The 19,760-nt window shown below is 43.7% G+C and carries 23 protein-coding genes and 1 pseudogene; 20 read left to right on the top strand and 4 right to left on the bottom strand.

The window, feature by feature from the left end:
- Positions 1-63 precede the first annotated feature (63 nt).
- Both A5882_RS00750 and A5882_RS00745 read right to left on the bottom strand, forming a co-directional pair.
- Positions 64-786 (bottom strand): C39 family peptidase, encoded by a 723-nt coding sequence (locus tag A5882_RS00750; protein WP_008380783.1) that lies wholly within the window; start codon positions 784-786, stop codon positions 64-66.
- Between the two features lie 100 nt (positions 787-886).
- On the bottom strand, positions 887-2,818 hold the full coding sequence (locus A5882_RS00745) for an ABC-F family ATP-binding cassette domain-containing protein (RefSeq protein WP_086372318.1): 1,932 nt from the start codon (positions 2,816-2,818) through the stop codon (positions 887-889).
- 217 nt (positions 2,819-3,035) lie between these two features.
- On the opposite strand from A5882_RS00745, the gene A5882_RS00740 reads away from it, so the two are divergent.
- Entirely contained in the window at positions 3,036-3,710 is a 675-nt protein-coding gene (locus A5882_RS00740) for a redox-sensing transcriptional repressor Rex (RefSeq protein ID WP_005228549.1), read from the top strand.
- A gap of 92 nt (positions 3,711-3,802) precedes the next feature.
- On the opposite strand, the gene A5882_RS00735 is transcribed toward A5882_RS00740, so the two are convergent.
- Positions 3,803-4,165 carry a thioredoxin family protein gene (locus A5882_RS00735; protein WP_086372317.1) on the bottom strand — a complete coding sequence of 121 codons (363 nt, stop codon included), beginning with the start codon at positions 4,163-4,165 and terminating at the stop codon, positions 3,803-3,805.
- Between the two features lie 220 nt (positions 4,166-4,385).
- Here A5882_RS00735 and A5882_RS00725 point away from each other — a divergent pair, with 220 nt between their 5' ends.
- The 13 genes and pseudogenes from A5882_RS00725 (at position 4,386) to A5882_RS00665 (ending at position 14,770) form a co-directional block, all read left to right on the top strand.
- Positions 4,386-5,333: a permease gene (locus tag A5882_RS00725; RefSeq protein ID WP_086297855.1), complete on the top strand. Its 948-nt coding sequence runs from the start codon at positions 4,386-4,388 to the stop codon at positions 5,331-5,333.
- A gap of 3 nt (positions 5,334-5,336) precedes the next feature.
- On the top strand, positions 5,337-6,167 hold the full coding sequence (locus tag A5882_RS00720; protein ID WP_086297853.1) for a TIGR03943 family protein: 831 nt from the start codon (positions 5,337-5,339) through the stop codon (positions 6,165-6,167).
- Positions 6,168-6,312: 145 nt separating this feature from the next.
- Complete coding sequence (locus A5882_RS00715) at positions 6,313-6,579, top strand: IreB family regulatory phosphoprotein (RefSeq protein WP_005228556.1); 267 nt, start codon at positions 6,313-6,315, stop codon at positions 6,577-6,579.
- Complete coding sequence (ruvX, locus tag A5882_RS00710) at positions 6,579-7,010, top strand: Holliday junction resolvase RuvX (RefSeq protein WP_086372316.1); 432 nt, start codon at positions 6,579-6,581, stop codon at positions 7,008-7,010. The genes A5882_RS00715 and ruvX overlap by 1 nt, the downstream gene beginning before the upstream one ends.
- Positions 7,011-7,032: 22 nt before the next feature.
- Positions 7,033-7,350 (top strand): DUF1292 domain-containing protein, encoded by a 318-nt coding sequence (locus A5882_RS00705; protein ID WP_005228559.1) that lies wholly within the window; start codon positions 7,033-7,035, stop codon positions 7,348-7,350.
- A gap of 104 nt (positions 7,351-7,454) precedes the next feature.
- Positions 7,455-7,877: pseudogene (locus tag A5882_RS20245) on the top strand (NUDIX domain-containing protein).
- A 145-nt stretch (positions 7,878-8,022) separates the two neighbouring features.
- Positions 8,023-9,126: an alpha-hydroxy-acid oxidizing protein gene (locus A5882_RS00695; protein ID WP_086372315.1), complete on the top strand. Its 1,104-nt coding sequence runs from the start codon at positions 8,023-8,025 to the stop codon at positions 9,124-9,126.
- Positions 9,127-9,302: 176 nt separating this feature from the next.
- Positions 9,303-9,929, top strand: coding sequence for a glycosyltransferase family 32 protein (locus A5882_RS00690; RefSeq protein ID WP_010749841.1), 627 nt, complete (start codon positions 9,303-9,305; stop codon positions 9,927-9,929).
- 112 nt (positions 9,930-10,041) lie between these two features.
- A complete protein-coding gene (locus tag A5882_RS00685) occupies positions 10,042-10,551 on the top strand; it encodes a GNAT family N-acetyltransferase (protein WP_086297857.1) in 510 nt (169 codons plus the stop codon).
- Positions 10,552-10,672: 121 nt separating this feature from the next.
- Positions 10,673-11,515, top strand: coding sequence for a DUF368 domain-containing protein (locus tag A5882_RS00680; protein WP_005234267.1), 843 nt, complete (start codon positions 10,673-10,675; stop codon positions 11,513-11,515).
- Positions 11,516-11,774: 259 nt separating this feature from the next.
- Positions 11,775-13,226 carry an amidase gene (locus A5882_RS00675; protein WP_086372314.1) on the top strand — a complete coding sequence of 484 codons (1,452 nt, stop codon included), beginning with the start codon at positions 11,775-11,777 and terminating at the stop codon, positions 13,224-13,226.
- A 12-nt stretch (positions 13,227-13,238) separates the two neighbouring features.
- A complete protein-coding gene (locus A5882_RS00670) occupies positions 13,239-14,090 on the top strand; it encodes a transporter substrate-binding domain-containing protein (RefSeq protein WP_086372313.1) in 852 nt (283 codons plus the stop codon).
- The gene (locus A5882_RS00665) at positions 14,090-14,770 is read left to right on the top strand and encodes an amino acid ABC transporter permease (RefSeq protein ID WP_015510210.1); all 681 of its coding nucleotides are present in this window, start codon (positions 14,090-14,092) and stop codon (positions 14,768-14,770) included. The genes A5882_RS00670 and A5882_RS00665 overlap by 1 nt, the downstream gene beginning before the upstream one ends.
- A gap of 126 nt (positions 14,771-14,896) precedes the next feature.
- Here A5882_RS00665 and A5882_RS00660 read toward each other — a convergent pair whose 3' ends face one another.
- Entirely contained in the window at positions 14,897-15,217 is a 321-nt protein-coding gene (locus A5882_RS00660) for a helix-turn-helix domain-containing protein (protein WP_005228576.1), read from the bottom strand.
- A 255-nt stretch (positions 15,218-15,472) separates the two neighbouring features.
- Between A5882_RS00660 and A5882_RS00655 the strand changes: the two genes are divergently transcribed.
- From A5882_RS00655 to A5882_RS00630, 6 genes are all read left to right on the top strand, one after another.
- On the top strand, positions 15,473-15,808 hold the full coding sequence (locus tag A5882_RS00655) for a PTS cellobiose transporter subunit IIB (protein ID WP_016612678.1): 336 nt from the start codon (positions 15,473-15,475) through the stop codon (positions 15,806-15,808).
- A gap of 13 nt (positions 15,809-15,821) precedes the next feature.
- Positions 15,822-16,178, top strand: a complete 357-nt coding sequence (locus A5882_RS00650; RefSeq protein ID WP_016612677.1) for a PTS lactose/cellobiose transporter subunit IIA — start codon at positions 15,822-15,824, stop codon at positions 16,176-16,178.
- Positions 16,168-16,686, top strand: a complete 519-nt coding sequence (locus tag A5882_RS00645) for a hypothetical protein (RefSeq protein WP_016612676.1) — start codon at positions 16,168-16,170, stop codon at positions 16,684-16,686. Before A5882_RS00650 ends, A5882_RS00645 begins: the two co-directional genes overlap by 11 nt.
- Before the next feature lies 1 nt (position 16,687).
- Positions 16,688-18,031, top strand: a complete 1,344-nt coding sequence (celB, locus tag A5882_RS00640) for a PTS cellobiose transporter subunit IIC (RefSeq protein WP_176461993.1) — start codon at positions 16,688-16,690, stop codon at positions 18,029-18,031.
- 146 nt (positions 18,032-18,177) lie between these two features.
- Positions 18,178-18,816, top strand: a complete 639-nt coding sequence (locus A5882_RS00635; RefSeq protein WP_086372312.1) for a GyrI-like domain-containing protein — start codon at positions 18,178-18,180, stop codon at positions 18,814-18,816.
- On the top strand, positions 18,813-19,757 hold the full coding sequence (locus A5882_RS00630; protein ID WP_005234281.1) for an ROK family protein: 945 nt from the start codon (positions 18,813-18,815) through the stop codon (positions 19,755-19,757). Before A5882_RS00635 ends, A5882_RS00630 begins: the two co-directional genes overlap by 4 nt.
- Positions 19,758-19,760 lie beyond the last annotated feature (3 nt).

Here is a 19,760-nt window from a genome sequence, read left to right as displayed (position 1 = left end):
ATCCAGTTGCTGCTTTCGGGACGACAAAGAAAAAAGCCCCACAATGGGACTTTTTTCGAACAATCAGCTGAAGGTCCAAAAGCGTAAGCTTTGATCAGCGATTTCATCTAGTGTGTAGTAAGTAGCGTAGTGGGATTTTTCCGGATCATCATTGGGATCTAAGACAAACACTTGATCGCCCATCATTCCACCTAAGACCATGATATGGCCGCCATCTGTAAATTCCCCTGGGGTCATAGAAACGATGACGGGATGATTTTGTTGCAAGTAGGCTTCAACGCTAGCTAGGTCAGTACTAAGATCATAATAGTTGTAGCCGTTTGCATCGGCAAAGTCAGAAAAAATCCGCCAGTCCGTTCCTTGGCCGTCAACGTAATAATGATCTCCTGCCCAATCAAGGACTTCCGGTGGCGTAATGTAATAGCCTTCAAGATAGGATTGAACCATCGCAAGAGAAGCGATCGCACAGCCGTTTTCTGCTAAGGTTTGGCTGCCGTCATTGCCATAGGATCTATCGGCCCATTCTTCGTTCGTCTGCAGGAAAATCGGTGTTGTGATGTCCATTTCCCCTAAGTAAGCATTGATATCTTCACTAAAAATAGCTTGAGAGTAAATATATTCGTCGTCATAACTCTCATCATAGGCAACGACGGTGTGCACGTGTTCGGACAACTCTCCGTACAACACGTGATGAGAGATTCGATTGAACCCTATCCAAATCAACACCAATCCTGCTAAAACAATCATTGGCCGACGCTTTCGATAAACATCTGTCTGTTTTTGCATTTTTCCCTCCTTGTTTTACGAATCGTACGTATTCATCCTGTTCTTTTAAGTAAAACAAAGGAGGGGGAGCTTGTCATCGGCCTACAGACCGATTCCACGATCAACTTTCAAATGCCTCTAGTTCTAAGCTAGTATTTTCCCATGCTTCTAATAGGGCTTCTTGTTCAGTGCGGGCTTGTTCTAACGCTTGATTCAACGCGGTCAATTTTACATGATCATTCAACGCTTCTGGTGCGGTCATGTCTTGTTCCAGTTGCTGGATCGTTTCTTCTATCGTGGCAAGCTCTTCTTCGATTTGGGCGACTTTTCGCTGTAAGGTTCTAACGGCTTTTTGCTGTTCTTTGCTTTGGACAAAGTTTTGCTTGCCCGCTGAGATGGTGGTTTCGGTTGTTTTTGCTTCCAACATTGCTGCGATCTCAGCTTCTTCTTGTTTCTTTTCTAAATAATAATCGTAATCGCCTAGATAGAGCTTGCTGCCGTTTTCAGACAGTTCCACGACCTTGGTGGCGATTCGATTGATAAAGTAGCGGTCATGAGATACGAAGAACAACGTGCCTTCATAATCGATCAGGGCATTTTCTAAGACTTCTTTGCTGTCGATGTCTAAATGGTTGGTTGGCTCATCCAAAATCAAGAAATTGTCATGGTCCATGGCTAATTTTGCCAAAGCGACACGGGCTTTTTCGCCACCGCTTAACAGCGTGATCGGCTTTTCAACATCTTCTCCCGAAAATAAGAAGCTGCCTAATATATTGCGAATCTCGACTTCAGGTGTGGTACTGTGGTCATCCCAAAGCTCATGGAGGATCGTTTTTGTTGAGTGCAGATCGGATTGAGTTTGGTCATAGTACCCGATTGAAACATTGGCGCCAAAATGCACCTTTCCTTGAATAAAGGGGATTTTATGAATCAGCGATTTCAGTAAGGTTGACTTGCCGATCCCATTCGGCCCCACTAAAGCGATCGCATCTTTGCGACGAACATCTAAGTCGATGGGCGCCGATAAAACTTCTTCTTCAGAATAACCGATAGCGGCATTTTCTACTTGCATCACAACATTTCCTGAAGGTTTTTCAATGGAAAAAAGGAAGTGGGCGGATTTTTCATCTCCTTGCGGGCGATCCAACCGGTCCATTTTCTCTAATTGCTTACGGCGACTTTGCGCGCGTTTGGTGGTAGAGGCACGGACAAGGTTGCGGGCAACAAAGTCTTCCAGTTTATTGATTTCTTCTTGCTGCTTTTCAAAGGCTTTCCATTCGCTTTGCAGCTGTTCAGCTTTCAAGGTCAAATAGCGGCTGTAATTGCCTTTGTAGTGGCGCATTTTTTGCCGACTCAGTTCGTAGACTTCGTTGACAACTTTGTCTAAGAAGTAACGGTCATGGGAAACGATCAGCAACGCACCGGCATATCCTTGTAGATAGTTTTCCAACCAAGATAACGTTTCGATGTCTAAATGGTTGGTCGGCTCATCGAGGATCAAGATATCAGGTTTTTGCAGCAGCATTTTTGCTAATGCCAAGCGGGTTTTTTGACCACCGGAAAGGGTATCGATCGGCTGTGTGTAAAAAGAAGGATCAAACTGAAAACCGTGCAAGACGGAGCGAATTTCATTTTCATAGCCATAGCCGTTTTTTTCTGCAAATTCATGTTGCAATTGATCGTATTCTTTCAGAAGATTGCCAGAGTCAGCAGCAGGATCTGCTTCGGAGATGGCGATCTCTAAGGTACGCATGCGCTGCTCCATCTGTCGAACCGTTGCAAAAGCTCCTAGCATTTCTTCCCAAACGGTGGCCTGACTAGCAAGTCCGGTATCTTGAGCTAAGTAGCCCATCGTAGCGGTCTTGTTTTTAGCGATCGTTCCTTTATCAGGACTTTCGAGTCCAGCAATAATTTTCAGCAGCGTTGATTTACCAGCACCGTTGCGCCCAACAAGCGCGATTCGGGAATTGCTGGCAATCTCTAATTGGATATTTTCAAATAAAACCTCGGCTCCGAAAAGACGGGCGATTTGGTTGGCTTGTAATAAAATCATGTGTATGTCATTCCTATCGTTAAGAAACTTGTCTGTATCAAGGTTACAATACTACAAGTCTATCATATTTTAGGGGAAACGGCGATTGGGAAAAAGTTTGATTTTACCATTATAAAATTTATATTTCAAATTATGAGCATTCAAATTGATTTTTGAACAATGTATTTGTTATGATAGCTTCATCACAAGTGAATTTTTCACAATGGGGGAGTATTCTTTGAAAGATCATCAAATTCCAAAGGCAACAGCGAAGCGATTGCCTTTATATTATCGTTACTTGCGTATTTTGCACCAAGCTGGCAAATTAAAAGTTTCTTCGACCGAACTAAGTGAAGCTGTTCAAGTTGATAGTGCGACGATCCGCCGCGACTTTTCCTACTTTGGTGAATTAGGAAAACGCGGCTATGGCTATGACGTTGAAAGCTTGATGCAGTTCTTTGCGAAGACATTGAACGAAGACCACATGACGAATGTAGCTTTAGTCGGTGTCGGAAACTTGGGGAGCGCCTTGTTGAAATACAAATTTCACCAAAGCAACAGCATTCGGATCAGTGCTGCATTTGATGTCAACGAAGATCTAGTTGGTCGAATCGTAGATGGTGTGCCGGTCTATCCAATGGATGACATGAAGGAACAAGTGAAGATCCAGCAGATCGATGTGGCTATTTTGACGGTTCCCGCACAACATTCACAAGATTTAGTGAATGAGCTTGTGAAAGCTGGCATTAAAGGAATCTTGAACTTTACACCTGCACGGATCACTGCACCAAAAGGCGTGCTGATTCAAAACGTTGACTTAACCAATGAATTGCAAACATTGATTTATTTCTTGCATTCAGGCAACGTCTTGTCACATGAAGAACCAGTAGAAGAACCATCACTAAGCGAATAATCGCATCACATAAATAGGAACCAACAAAACAGCTGCCAGATCGTAGTATATACAACGATCTGACAGCTGTTTTTTGCTTTTCGCCATTGATCTTACTCGTCTAACTGGTCAAAAAGTGATTCGTAGGAATCTTGCTCTTCAACGCTTGTGAGCGCTTCTTGATACCGCAAGATTTGTTGAGTCAAACGTGTGAAATCGATGATGCGGGCTTCACGATGCACTTCTTTCCCATTCGCGAACAAGAGGACGACGGGAACCGTCAAGACCGAAAATAAACTGGCTGCTTCTGGCTCTGCCAGCGTGTTGATGGTAATTAGGGGGAGTTGCTGGGTTTGTGCCAGTTTTTGGATGCGTGGTTTGTCTGCAACACAAATACTGCAATTCGGTTGAGAGAGATAGAGTAGTGCCAACGGTTGTTGGGCGAGCTGCTCTTGGATCGGTTGATTTTTTTGCATAAGTCATTCCTCCATGGAAAATGTACGCTGTTCTTGAGGAAAAGTCAAAATATCTGCTAGCAGCTGATCGCTTAGGTGAGTAAGAAGGATTCAAAGATAAGGGAAATCTAAAGCAACGATTAAAAAAATAGGCTGCTTTAAAAAAAACGTTGTATAAAAAAAGGAAAAAACGTATAGTAATTCCAGCGTTTCGAATTTATTGATAAAGAAGGTTAAAGTTATGTTTCAGGCATTACCGAATTCTGTCCTGCAAATGAGTGTTATTTTTTTATCTATCGTCATTGAAGCCTTGCCGTTTGTCCTATTGGGCTGCTTGATCTCAGGTGCCTTACAAGTCTTCTTGACGCCAGAAAGAGTCACGAGACTCTTACCAAAAAACAAATTGGCATCGATCACAGTTGGTTGTGGTCTGGGGGTCTTTTTTCCTTCCTGCGAATGTGGGATCGTACCGATCGTTAATCAGTTCGTAAAAAAAGAGGTGCCAGTGTATACGGCGTTTGCCTTTATGCTGACTGCACCGATCATCAATCCTATCGTGATTTTTTCGACATTCATTGCCTTTGGAAATTCCGCGAAGTTCGCCTTTTTGCGTGTACTGGGCAGCTTATTGGTCGCAATGGTCGTGGGGATCTGGCTGGCGTATTTTAACAAACAAGAGGTCTTAAAAACACGGCTTGCCAATCAATTAAGTGGCGGGAATGAGCAGGCAGCCCACCCACACCATCATGGGCATGATCACGCCCACCATCAAACAGAAAAGACCAGTCATCCGTTCCTTCGGCAGATTCGTCATTTACTGCAGCATAGTTTGGATGAGTTTTTCGATACTGGGCGTTATTTGATCATTGGTGCGTTGATCGCCTCAGCGATGCAGACCTATCTGCCAACTGGTTTGATGCTGACATTAGGCTCCACGAAGCTGTTAGCGGTCTTCGTCATGCTGCTGTTAGCATTAACGTTATCCCTATGTTCCGAAGCAGATGCCTTTATCGGCTCTTCGTTGTTGAGTTTATTCGGCACTGGACCAGTCGTCGGTTTCCTGGTTTTTGGTCCAATGGTAGATATTAAAAACCTGTTGATGATGAAGCGGTACTTTTCGGGGCGTTTTATCGCTTCTTTAGTTGGTTTAGTCGCAATCGTCGTTTCAATTTATGCATGGGTGGTGTAAAGAATGGTTCGTTTTTTGATCTTATCAGGCTATTTTGAATTGATGATGTATTTGCAAGTGACGGGTAAACTCAATCAGTTTATCAACATTCATTATCGCTATCTCGCTATTTTATCCATGATCATTTCTTTATTATTGGCTTTGGTCCAGCTGTATTTTTGGGTCAAACAAGAGCCCGAGCATCATCATGACGATGAGCACCAGCATGGATTAGAGAAAAAACACCAACGAGTGATTGCGTATTTTCTATTAGCCTTACCGATCATCGTGGGTCTCTTTTTCCCCACCGTTAGCTTGGATACGACGATCGTTGAAGCAAAAGGGTTTAATTTCCCCCTAAGTGAAGAATCTGTGGGGGATCCAGAAATGACGACCCAATATCTGAAACCCGATACAAGTCTTTATTTTAACAAAGAAGATTATGACACTCAGATGGATGCAGCATTGGCACGTTACGCCAAAGATGAGACGATTGCGATAACGGAAGAAAATTACTTGGAAGTCATGGAGTTGATCTATACGTACCCGAGCGAATTTATTGGCAAGAAAATCACCTATGATGGATTTGTGTACCATGCAGATCAAGATGATGCCAATGAAATCTTTTTGTTTCGTTTTGGCATTATCCATTGTGTGGCTGATTCAGGCGTTTTTGGCTTGCGAGTGGAATTACCACAACAAACAACGGCAGAAAATAACCAGTGGCTCCACGTGGAAGGGACGATCCAATCGAAGTACTATCAACCCTTCAAACGGGACTTGCCGATGGTGGTAGCAGACCAAGAGAAGACGATTGAAGCACCAGAAAACCAGTATGTCTATCGCGCTTTCTAGCTTTTTTTAAGAAAGTTCATAAAAACATCATAAACCTTTGTTATAATGGAGAAAATCTAAGCATATGTTTGTAGTTTTATCAAACGTTTAGTACAATATAGTAGGAACATATGCTAAAATCTATACAAAAGAGAGGTGTCGTGAAATGGGTTTTACAGATGAAACAGTTCGCTTTGATTTTGATGATAGCCGTAAAAAAGAAGTCAGCGAAACATTAGCTATCGTCTACCGAGCATTAGAGGAAAAAGGATACAATCCGATCAATCAAATCGTCGGTTATCTCCTTTCTGGCGACCCGGCTTACATTCCTCGTTATCGGGATGCCCGGAATTTGATTCGTCGTCACGAACGGGATGAGATCATGGAAGTTCTGATCCGTTATTATTTAGGCAATCACGGGATCAACCTATAATGAGAATCATGGGATTGGATGTTGGTTCGCGGACAGTCGGCGTGGCGGTCAGTGACCCAATGGGCTGGACAGCACAAGGGATCGAGATCATTCGCATCAATGAAGATGAAGGCAATTTCGGTTATGATCGACTTGCTGAATTGTTGAAAGAATATGAAGTCTCACGTTTTGTGGTAGGACTACCTAAAAATATGAATAATACGATCGGACCTAGAGCGGAAGCTTCTATGGCTTACGGCGCAGCGATCGAACAGCAATTCGGTTTGCCGGTCGTTTACCAAGACGAACGTCTGACGACCGTTCAAGCAGAACGAATGCTGGTAGAACAGGCGAATACATCGCGTGCCAAACGAAAAAAAGTGATTGATAAATTAGCAGCAGTCATGATTTTGCAGAATTATTTAGATGGTGCTGGGAAACAGCTGTTTTAATTTACAGAAAAGAGGAAAATAAATGTCAGAACATACACACGATCATAACCACGATCACGATCATGAAGGACATGAACACATTACTTTAATCGATGATCAAGGAAATGAAACATTATACGAAATTCTATTAACGGTTGACGGTACGGAAGAATTCGGCCGCAACTACGTCTTGCTTTATCCAGCAGGCGTACCAGAAGAAGAAGACGTTGAATTACAAGCATACGCTTATATTGAAAACGAAGACGGTTCTGAAGGTGAATTAGAACAGATCGAAACAGAAGCAGAATGGGATATGATTGAAGAAGTCTTCAACACATTCATGGCGGAAGAAGAAGAGTAATAAGTTGCAAGTGCTGACCCTTTCCATAAGGGATCAGCACTTTTTTTGATTTAACGACTGTTTATTTTAGAAACATGTCTGCTTTTTTGAAAGGAATGAGAAAAATGAGTAACGTAACGATATTCGATCTTGAAAAGATCGCAGAAGAGCAGCTAGTTTTTGCGGTGATCATCAGCAAGTATCAAGAAAAGCTCGTCTATGTCAAACACAAAGAACGAGACGCATTAGAAATACCCGGAGGTAAGCGAGAATCAGGAGAAAGCATCACAGCGTGTGCCGCCCGTGAATGAAAAGAAGAAACAGGCGCCAAGCACTTTACTCTAGAGCCGTTATTTATCTATGGGGTAGAAAAAGACGGGGAGACCGATTACGGCTTGGTGTTCGAAGCCCAGATCACGGAGTTGGAGGATGAGTTGACCTCAGAGATCGAAGCAATCTATGTAAGGGTAAAGCCGCCTGTCAGTTGGACATATCCAACGATTCAGCCGTTGTTATTGGCAGAATATGTTAAACGAACAAAACAATAATTCAGCTAGTTCAAATGGAGGGCTGTCTTGAGTGGAAAAGTAAAGTAAGCCTATTTGACAGGAGTGAGCGAATGAGTTGCGTGATCCTGCAATCAGGGGTAGGATGAAAATGTAAACGTTATCTTATTGGAGAGTAGGGAAAGGCATGGAAAAAATTTATCAAGCAAGTACCGCAGAAGGAGCAATCGATTTTATCAATATGCGCGATTTGGAGATCGCGGCAGAGGAAGTGATTCCTAAAGGTGGGTATGGCTATATCAGCAGTGGTGCGGGGGATATTTTTACCTATCAAGAAAATGAACGCGCCTTCAATCACAAATTGATCATTCCTCATGTCTTAAAGGACATTGAATTACCGGACACAACGTTGTCCTTTGGCGGTGACACGTTGTCAGCGCCAATCATTATGGCACCTGTGGCTGCCCACGGCTTAGCAAATGTTGCGGCAGAACAAGCGTCAGCCAAAGGTGTGTCACGTTTTGGCACGATCTATACGGCGAGTTCGTATGCCTCTTGTACGTTGGAAGAAATCCGAGCGGCTGGAGGTCAAGAAGCGCCGCAGTGGTTCCAGTTTTATATGAGTAAAGACGATGGTATTAACAAAGACATCTTGGCGATGGCAAAACGCAATGGCGCCAAAGCGATCGTTTTGACCGCAGATGCAACCGTGGGGGGCAATCGAGAAACGGATCGCCGCAATGGCTTCACCTTTCCGTTGGCAATGCCGATCGTTCAGGCTTATCAATCAGGGATCGGACAAACGATGGATGCCGTTTACGCCTCCTCAAAACAAAAATTAAGTCCCCAGGACGTCGCTTTTATCGCCAAAGAATCTGACTTGCCAGTTTATGTCAAAGGGGTGCAATCAGAAGAAGATGTGGAACGAGCTTTAGGGGCAGGTGCACAAGGGATTTGGGTCTCAAATCACGGGGGACGCCAATTGGATGGTGGTCCAGCTTCCTTTGATTCCTTGCAGATCGTGGCTGAAGCAGTGGCAGGTCGGGCGCCGATCGTCTTCGATAGCGGGGTACGGCGAGGACAGCATGTCTTTAAAGCGATTGCTTGCGGAGCAGATCTAGTGGCGATCGGTCGACCAGTGATCTATGGGTTGGCTCTAGGTGGTGCCACTGGTGTTCAACAAGTCTTTGATTTCTTCAAAAAAGAATTGGAGATGGTCATGCAGCTTGCGGGGACGCAAACGGTGGCAGATATCAAAAAAGCCGTCTTACGGGACAATCATTATTTATAAGCAATCCCTCAAAAAGCACTCGAGTCGTTGACTCAGGTGCTTTTTTCAATGATCCTTTCTGATCCTGAAGAGCAGAGCCAACAGTTCTTTTCGCCGTAAAAAGTGTATATGATTTTGAAACAATTGCAAAATCCGCTACACTTAAAAGAGACCAATAAACTAAAGGAGAGAGATTGATGATTCCAAAAATTATTCATTATTGCTGGTTTGGCGGCAATCCATTAGGTGAACAAGAAAAGAAATACATGGATACCTGGAAAAAATATTGTCCGGATTATGAGATCAAACGTTGGGATGAATCAACGATCGACCTTTCAAAATTCGGTCCTTATCTAAAAGAGGCCTATGACCAAGAAGAATGGGCATTTGTGTCAGATGTGGTTCGTTTGTATGCGTTAGTGACAGAAGGCGGTATTTATATGGATACTGATATCGAGGTGGTCAAACCTTTAGATGAGCTCTTGACACTGGAGGCATTTATGGGCTTTGAGATCGAAACCAAGATTTCTACTGGGATCATTGGAGCGGTTCCGCACCATCCCTTTATGGAAGAATGGTACCACGATTACGATGACCGAAAATTTGTCCGGGCAGAAAAAACGGAAGATGTCGTCACCAATGTGATCCGAGTGACGGAACTGCTGCAAAACCACGGATTAGAATTGAATAATCAACGACAAACCGTTAAGGGCGTAGAGATCTTCCCGCAAATGACGTTTTCACCAAAAAGCTATATCACGGGTGAGGTCGAGGAAGATCCGAGTACGATGGTGATCCATCAGTTTTCTGGCTCTTGGTTATAAAAGAGTAAGTCTATGAAAGGACGGACAGTGGGGAAAGCTGTCCGCCCTTTTTGCTTTTGCAAGGGATAATGGAGATGTGATAGAATAGCTTGATAAAAAAGGAGGCGTTTTGATGGCTATCAAACGATGTACTTTGGCAGATTTAGAAGAATTGGGAGAAATCAGCGTATCCACCTATTACGATACATTTGCTCCTTTCAATACGGAGGAAAATACTCGTATCTATCTAGAAGAAGCCTACAATCTGCCGAAACTGACCCGAGAGTTAGAAAATCCGCAATCGGCGTTTTATTTTTTGCAAGAAAATGATCAAACCGTAGGGTATATCAAACTTAACTGGGGGGAGGCACAGACGGAAGCAATCGCCCCAGAGGGGTTGGAAATTGAACGGATCTATATCAAAAAAGAACATAAGCGGATGGGCTATGGCAAAACACTGCTGCTGTTTGCCCAAGAGACCGCCAAAGAGCTGCAGAAAAAGTCGATCTGGTTAGGCGTTTGGGAATTTAACGACAATGCGTTGGCTTTTTATCATACGATGGGCTTTGAAAGAGTTGGCAGTCATTCCTTTTTTATGGGGGATGATGAGCAGACGGATTTCTTGATGCTGAAAGAGCTTTGAGTGCCGCCTTGTATGAGGAATTAGAAATTACTTTCCATTTTTTTGGCAATCAAGTATAGTTAAAGGGATTGATGAAAAAAGAACGATTGGTGAAAACCATCGCTAAGGAGAGCAATTGTAAATGGAAAAACAGAGAAACGAAAGTATTTTGTCACGTTTTCTTAAAGGCGTGGTGATTGCCTTGGGCTTTATCTTGCCTGGTGTTTCAGGTGGCGTATTGGCAGCCATCTTAGGCATTTATGAGCGGATGCTGCGCTTTATGGCACATCTGACGAAGAATTTTAAAGAGAATTTCCTCTTTTTCCTACCAGTAGGGATCGGGGGAATCGTAGGGATCGGTCTTTTATCGAAGCCATTAGAGTGGTTGCTGCAAAATTATCAAATCATCGTTTTGTGGGGCTTTGCGGGGGCAATTATTGGGACATTACCGGCACTTGCCAAAGAATCGACTTTAAAAAGCAAACGAACAACCGGTGATTTGATTTGGTTCTTCGGCAGTATGGTCATCGGCTTCTTGTTCCTCTATTTTATGGGCGATATCTTAGGAACCATCCCTGCTAATTTCATAGGTTTTGTGATCGCCGGCGGTCTGATCGCGTTAGGTGTTTTGGTTCCCGGCTTGAGTCCTTCAAACCTTTTGCTCGTTCTGGGACTTTATGATCCGATGTTGAAAGGCTTTAAGAGCTTTGACATCATGGGTGTTTTTCTACCGATCGCCATTGGCGGCTTGGCAGTGATGCTGTTGTTTTCGAAACTGATGGAGTGGCTATTGACGCATTATCATTCAAAAGTCTATCACTTCATTTTAGGGATCGTTATTGCCTCAACGGGTTTGATCGTGATTCCTCCGGTGGCAAACTATAGCGGCTTTACTTGGGTAACGGCCGTCATCGGAATTATCTTGTTTGTCTTGGGGGCTTGGTTAGGTCTTTGGATGAGCAAGCTGGAAGAAAAATACAAGTAAATCAAAACGGCACATCGTTTGGCGATGTGCCGTTTTTGTTAGGTTATGATTCGGGCAGCTAAGAGAAAGCGTTGGTGGACAGCCAGTAGTAAAAAGATTGGAACGTTTGATAACAATGTGATACAGGTTTAAAAACTGTTCTATTTTTGTTGAAAGATTTCCTAGTGTTTGGTATATTGTAGTCTATATAAAGAAGAATTTCCCATGTGTTACAGTTTAGATAATTGTTTGAGGTTATTGAGAAAAAGGAGGGACAAGCATGCAAGATGCGACCTATTGGGCGGAACAATTGCGGCAAGGACAAATCAGCTTTGCCGAGCGGGTGGCGATGATCGAAGAAAAAGTCAATCAACAAAATTCGCTTTTGAATGCGCTTGTAACATTTGATCCGCAAGCAGCGATCCAGCATTACGAGCAGCATCTTCAAAAAACGGTTTTTGGTGGACAACCCATGCCGTTAAAAATACTCGGCCAAACCAAAGCAGGGTGGCCAGCAACGTCAGGAGCCAAACTGTTTGCAAAAGCACGAGCCAGCCGCACGGCTCATTTTGTCTCTCGTTTAGAAGAGGCGGGCTTTGTGCCGTTAGGGCAAACCAATGCACCAGAATTTGGATTCAAAAATATCACTGATCCAACATTGTATGGACCTACACGTAATCCGTGGAATCCTGCCTATTCAGCTGGTGGTTCCAGTGGTGGTGCGGCAGCGGCAGTGGCTTCGGGGATGTTTCCGATTGCAGGTGCCAGTGATGGCGGCGGATCGATCCGCATTCCAGCTTCCTTTAGCGGATTGATCGGTTTGAAGCCAACCCGTGGCACGATGCCAGTGGGTCCTAGTGAATGGCGCAGCTGGCAAGGCGCTTCCATCAACTTTGCGTTGACGCTTTCTATGCGTGATACGGAACAGTTGTTTTATGCGTTGCGGACGTCACAGCCGGCAGCCCCTTATCAGGCACCGCAAGTAGAATGGCATCATCAGCAAGCGAGTCAAAAACCGCGGTTGAAGGTTGCTTTTACTACCGCATCGCCGACCGGTGGCCAAGTGTCTGAAACTGCCATCCAAGCAGTCCGAAGTGCAGCCGTATTTTTAGAAGAGCAGGGGCATGAAGTCGTTGAAGTGGGCTATCCAGTGGATGGCCAGCAAATGATGACCACTTATTACGCCATGAATGGTGGTGAAACAGCTGCGATGTTTGCTGAGATCGATGCTGCTCGTCAAGAACCGGTCAGACGGGAAGAGATGGAATTGATGACCTGGGCACTTTACCAATATGGCAAAAAACTGCCGGCCGCCGATTACGTTCTTGCCTTGCAGTGGTGGGATCAGCTGGCAGAAAAAATGGAAGAAGTCTTTTCGACCTATGATCTCTTTTTAACACCGACGACGGCTTTTCCAGCCCCTTTGATCGAGGAAGACTTACAAAGCGATAGCATTCGCCAAAGACTGCATGAGATCGAATCGCTTGGAAAAAGTGCTGCGGGTGAGTTGATCGAAGAAATGTTTGCCAAGAGCTATACTCTGACACCTTACACTCAATTAGCCAATTTAACGGGGCAGCCAGCCATCAGCTTGCCAACTGCTCTTAGCGAGGAAGGGTTGCCGCTAGGGATCCAATTTATGGCGTCTAAAGGCAGAGAAGATCTGCTTTTCCAAGTCGGCTATTTATTTGAAACACAGCAACGATTTCTGTTGCCAAAACAAGGAAACTAAGAGGAGGATATTATGAAACAAGTTAGAAAAGGGAAAATCGTTGCAATGGTTGGCTTTTTAGGTTTATTTACGGGAGTCTTGTTAAGTGCCTGCAGCAAACCAACGGAAGAAGACACCAGTCTAAGCAAGGTGGAAGAAGCCAAAACATTGGTTGTTGCTACTTCGGGAACCTTGTATCCATCGTCTTACTATAACGATGAAAATGAATTAGTGGGCTATGATGTCGATGTGGCAAAAGAAGTCGCCAAACGATTAGGCGTAGAGATCACATTTAAAGAGTACAATGTCGATGGACAAGTTTCTTCTTTAACACGTGGAGAAGCCGATTTTGCTGCCAACGATTTTGGTTTGACGGATGAACGGGCGGAAAAATTCAGTCTCTCAACGCCTATCAAATACTCGTTCGATAGTATGATCGTGCGTAAAAGTGATGACTCAGGGATTGCTTCTTTAGAAGATTTGGATGGCAAAAAAGCTGCTGGTGAACCGAATACCAGCTACATGCGCTTAGCCGAATCTTATGGGGCAGAATTAGTGACTTACGACAACGCAACGAATGATCAGTATTTGACAGATGTTGCGAATGGTCGAACGGATGTGATCTTGAATGATTACTATTTGCAAAAAATGGCAGTCGCTGCTTTGCCAGATATCCCTGTAAAAATTTTGGAAGATGTCTACTTTAATCCGAATGAAACGGGCTTCTTATTCGTGAAAGATCATCAAGCATTACAGGAAAAAGTGGATGCTGTTTTAGCAGAAATGAAAGAAGACGGCCGTTTAAAAGAACTTGCGGAAACGTATTTTCAAACTGATATTTCAGTAAAATCTGATCAAGCGATCCAAACGGTTGAAACAGACTAATGTATATTCCAACCCTTGATTTGCCGTTGATGTGGGAGTCATTGCCCTATTTGCTGTCGGGCTTGTCCTATACGGTCGGCATTGCTGTCGTTTCGTTTCTAGGTGGCAACGTATTAGGGATCATGCTCACCTTCTTAGGGATGTTGGAAAATCCATTCATTAGAGGGTTCGTGCGGGGCTACCTCTCATTTCTAAGAGGCGTCCCAGCGTTGGTCTTGTTGTTCCTACTGTATTTTGGCTTGCCTTATCAATTGTCGGCGCTCAGTGCTGCGATCATCTGTTTTACATTGACCAGCAGCGCATTTATCGGGGAAATCTACCGAGGATCAATTGCTGGTGTGGATCGTGGGCAATTTGATGCTGCCTATGCGTTAGGGTTATCCTTTACGAAAACGATGCGTCTGATTATTTTGCCACAAGCCTTTCGTATTTCTGTACCGGCATTGAGCAATGTGGCAATGGATTTGCTGAAAGGAACCTCCTTGGCAGCAATGATCACGATTCCTGATATTTTTCAAAAAGCTAAGATCGTTGGCGGACGAACCTTTGATTACATGTCAATGTATGTGCTAGTTGCCATCATCTATTGGCTGTTGTGCATTTTGATTGAAGCCGGGCAAAAGCGATTAGAACAACATTTTTCAAAACGCTTTGCCGCTAATGAGGCTGTAAGACAATAAAAAAAGAGCCGAGGCTCTTCAGCTGCTGTCAATGTTTCCTTGTGAGACATTGACAGCAGTTTTTTCTTTAGGTAATGAAGCAGCACCACAAGTTAGCCAGAGAAAAAAGGCAGAATAGTATCGCGTTTACTCTGGCCGGTTTTTTATAAATTCGATAAAGGTAATGATTTCGGATAGTTGATATTCAGTAAAGTCCTCATTGATTCTTGAAGCCACACGAATCTGTTTCATAGAGAGGGCTTCCAAATCATTCGGACGTCCATGTAAATAATCGAGACTGACATTGAAGTAATCAGCAAGTTCTTTTTGGATCTCAATATCGGGCATCCGATTGCCTTGCTCATACGAAGCATAGGTTGTTTTGGCGATTCCTAAATATTTTGCCATTTTTGCTTGTGTTAAACCAGATCGCGTTTTCCGCAACTGTCTTAAACGATCTTTAAACATGAAATCCCCTCCACAAAATTATTCTACTATGACACGATAGAAGCAGAAAGAAATTAATGTTTTATATCACTAATAGAGTTTTATTGCATTTACAAAGTACTCGATATGTAATACTATTTATGTGAAGAAGGATTACTACCTGTAAGAATCAGCAGGTAGTGAATCGTTCTCAAGGATTTTTTATAGCATGAAGGAGGGTAGAAGAAAGGAATAGATACACCAAAATGGAAGCGTTTCATAGGAGGAGGAAGTGAAATGAAAAAAGTGTTGATAATTTGTGCAGCAGGCATGTCTTCATCGTTGATCGCTAAAAAAGGAACAAGCTTTTTAACCACAGAAGGCTGGTCAGTGAGGATCGATGCCATCTCTGCTTCAGAGGGGATCGCTACGATCGCTAAGGATGAGTATGATTTATATTTAGTTAGCCCGCAAACGAAAATGCATTTTGCCAATTTAAAGAAAAGCGCCGATAAATACGGCAAACCAATCGTGAATATTCCCCCGCAAGCGTATATTCCGATCCCAATCGGAATCGAGAAATTAGCACAGTTAGTCAAAGAAAGCATTGCATTAGAAAAAAGTACGAAATAAATGGAGGCAGGCTATGGATAGTGAAAAAATACAAGAAATATCCTTTGAACTTATTTTAGCAAGCGGTGATGCCCGCACGATGATTCATCAAGCCTTTGAACAGATGCGAATCAGTAGTTGTCAAGAAGCGCAAGAGTTGTTGGACACAGCCAATGATTCATTAGTCAAAGCCCACCGCATCCAGTCAAAAATGCTGCAAGAATATGCTTCAGGGACCTCATTTACCTGCGATATCTTGTTGATCCATGCACAAGATCATTTGATGACAACCATGACCCTCAGAGAGGTTGCACTAGAAATGCTAAGGATTTATCAAAAGATGAATCGCCTTGAAGAAGCGATCCAATGCAGGAGTGCAGATGGCGAGTAAGCAAGCAAAAGTCGCGCAAAGAGATGCATCGCAAAAACTGACGAAGAAAAATCTCTATTTTCAACGTCTGTTGTTTTTGCGGTACTTAGTCGCATTCTCTTTCTTTTTTAACCTATATTGGCTGTTAGCTGCTTCTTTGGCAGGGCAATGGCTGCGTGTGGTTCCACTGAGCCTGTTGCTTTTTTCAATGGGAGCGATCAGTGAGTTTATCCGCTTATATGGACACCACGCAACCATCGTCCGCAAGCAACTCTTTTTTACTACTTGGTATTTACGCCTTCAAATGGGGACAATGGCCATTCTTTTTTTATTGACTTTTTTTGGAGTGACAGAAGTTATTTTCCCCTATTTCACCTCGCAAAGTACGGAGTATGTTCGCATAGTTCTCTGGATAAGTGGCGTCTTTGCTTGGAGTGGTATCAGAAAACTGAAGAAAATTTTTCGTAATAAAGATCGACAATGGCAATGGATACGTGAATTTGAAGAGATAGAAAGAAAGGGTGATTGAATTGACAGAATCGAACAATAAACTATTTCAACTTTTGGAAAAAGCAGTAATGGGTCCGATGGGAAAGATTTCCCAATACAAAATCGTTCGTAGCATCATGGCGGCAGGGATGGCGTCGATTCCTTTTACGATCGTAGGCTCAATGTTTTTAGTATTCAACATTTTACCGATCACGTTTCCGTTTTTAGCTGACTTTTTTGAAGCGACTTTTTTGAATTTCAGTGATTTGTATATGTTAGCAAATAGTACGACCATGGGGTTATTGGCATTATATTTTTGTATCGTTCTGGGCTATGAGTATTCCAAGATCATTCAAGTCGAGGAGAATCTCGACCTGACGCCGATCAATGGGGCGTTGTTAGGTGTTTTTGCTACATTGATGTCGATTCCTCAGCTTGTTTTTGACGGCGGAAAAATGACACGGATGAATGATGTGGAAGAAGGGCTGATCAATGGCTGGTTGATTGGTGCCGATGGAGTCGCACGTCTAGGAACTGTTGGTATTTTCACCGGTATCGTGATGGCGGTCGTTGCCGTTCAGCTGTATCGTCTCTGTGTAAAAAACAACTGGGTCATCAAAATGCCCGAAGAAGTGCCTGAAGGTGTGGCTCGTAGTTTTACAGCACTGATACCAGCCTTTGTAGTGGCAGTTGTGGTTCTGACCATCAATGGTGTTTTAGTTGTTTTTGGGACGGATATTTTTCAACTAGTGGCAATTCCGTTTGGGTTTGTTACCCACCTTACGGATAGTTGGTTGGGAATCATGGTGATTTACTTCCTCGCGCATGCCTTGTGGTTGGTAGGGATTCATGGATTCAATATCATTAGTCCACTGATCACCCCGATCATGTTAGCTAATTTAGCTGCCAATGTTGAAGGGGCGAGTTTCCCATTAGCAGGCCAATTTACCAACGGGTACGTGACATTAGGTGGTTCGGGAGCAACCCTTGGTTTTACCTTATTTATGATCTACATTGCTAAATCGAAACAGATGAAAGTATTAGGGAGAGCTGCCATCGTCCCGTCGATTTTCAATATCAATGAACCGATTATTTTCGGGGTGCCGATCATCTATAATCCTTATTTAGCAATTCCTTTCTTGTTAGCACCGATGGCATCCGCCACGATCGCGTATTTTGCCACAAGGATGGAATTGATTCGTCCCATGATCGCCAATATTCCTTTCCCAACACCCGTTGGACTTGGTGGTTTTATTGGCACCGGTGGAGACTGGCGTGCAGGCGTCGTTGCCATTGTTTGTGCAGTTGTTTCTTTCTTGATCTATTTTCCATTTGCGAAGTTTTATGACACAAAATTGCTGAAAGAAGAACAAGAAGCCGCATAAGACGAGCAGTTGGGGAAACAGCAAGTAGCTACATTATCTCTATAGAAAAAACAATCGTCCCTTTGCAGTTGAGGGGATAACTGTTTTTGCGATGTCCCTTCTTTTTCATGGTAAAATAAAGAAAAGCAAATCGAGGAGGGTCTTTTATGAAGTATGAATGGCGCAAACTAGAAAAAGAGCTTTATCTTCCCAAAAAACCAACAGTGATCGAGGTGCCAACGTATCAATTTATCAGTTTGAGCGGCAGCGGCGATCCGAATCGTCCTGAATTCAGCGAAGAAATCGCCGCTTTATATACGATTTCTTATTCACTCAGGATGGGGTTAAAAAAAGGGGCTTTTGGCAATGAACCCTTTGAATACACGGTCTTTCCTTTGGAAGGCGTGTGGACCTCTCTGACAAAGCCAGAGGGTGCCATCAACAAAGAAGAATTGATCTATAAAATCATGATTCGCCAACCAGATCCAGTCACGGAAACACTGTTTCAAGAACAGCTCTTGGCAGTCAAAGAGAAGAAAGACAATCCAAATCTAGAGAAGCTCATCTTTGAACGTTATGAAGAAGGACTGTGTCTGCAAGCAATGCATACAGGCTATTTTGATACTGAAGCGGAAACATTTGCGCAAATGAAGGAGCTGTTAAAACAAGAACAGTTAGTGATCCGTCCAACGATGGACACGTTCCAGCATCGAGAAATCTATTTGTCTGATCCGCGAAAAGTCTCACCAGATAAAGCCAAAACCGTCCTGCGATGGGCAGTAGAATCAGAAGGTGGGATTCAGTGAATAAAAACTATTTAAGCATCGACATCGGCGGCACGAAAATCAAATCGGCTGTCATTGATCGCTCGGGGAATATTCTGACACGAGGACGGATGGATACGCCGAAAAGTCTTGCGGAATTTTTGACGGGGATTGAAACGATCGTTGAGGACGTTCATGGAAGCATTCGGGGCATTGCGGTTAGTACCCCGGGAAAAGTCAACCCAGAGACCGGGACAATCTCGTTTGGCGGGGCATTGCCTTTTTTAGATGGGGTCTCCTTAAAACAGCTGCTGGCAAAGTATCAAATGCCGCTTGCTGTGACCAACGATGGCAAAGCAGCCGCATTAGCTGAATGGTGGCTAGGAAACCTTAAAGGGATTCAAAACGGAGCTGCCATAACATTAGGTACTGGTTTGGGCGGTGGCGTAATCGTTGAGGGAAAACTGATCCAAGGTGCACATTTTCAAGCCGGGGAATTAAGTTTTCTACTAAATGCCACTAAGAGAAGTGACACTCAAGAAAACGCTGAGCAACCAGTCAATCAGGGATTGACCCTGCAGCAATTGGCAGGTTTTAGCGGTTCAGCGGTCGCCATGATTCGTCGCAGCGCCCAACTGCTAGGCTTAGCTGATCTTGCGGATGGTGAAGCAGTTTTTGACGCCATCAATCAGAAACAACCACAGGTCTGGGCGCTGTTTACAGCGTATTGCCGAGAAATCGCGTGTGTCATGCTCAATGTTCAAGCCGTGATCGACTTAGAGCGCTTCGTGATTGGCGGGGGCATCAGTGCCCAAGCGATCGTGGTGGAAGAAATCGACCGTCAGTATCAGCAACTGCTAGCTAGTTTACCGATTTTGCAGCAGACTTTGACGAAGCCGGAAATCCAAGCCTGCAAATTTCAAAATGACGCCAATTTATTAGGGGCGCTCTATCATTTCTTTTTGGAACATGAGATGAAATAAAAT

Origin of the sequence: Enterococcus sp. 4E1_DIV0656, from assembly GCF_002140695.1 — a bacterium.
Classification (GTDB): Bacteria; Bacillota; Bacilli; order Lactobacillales; family Enterococcaceae; genus Enterococcus_D; species Enterococcus_D entomosocium.
The sequence above is the reverse complement of the archived record's forward strand: the minus strand, read 5'-3'. Positions and strand labels throughout refer to the sequence as shown.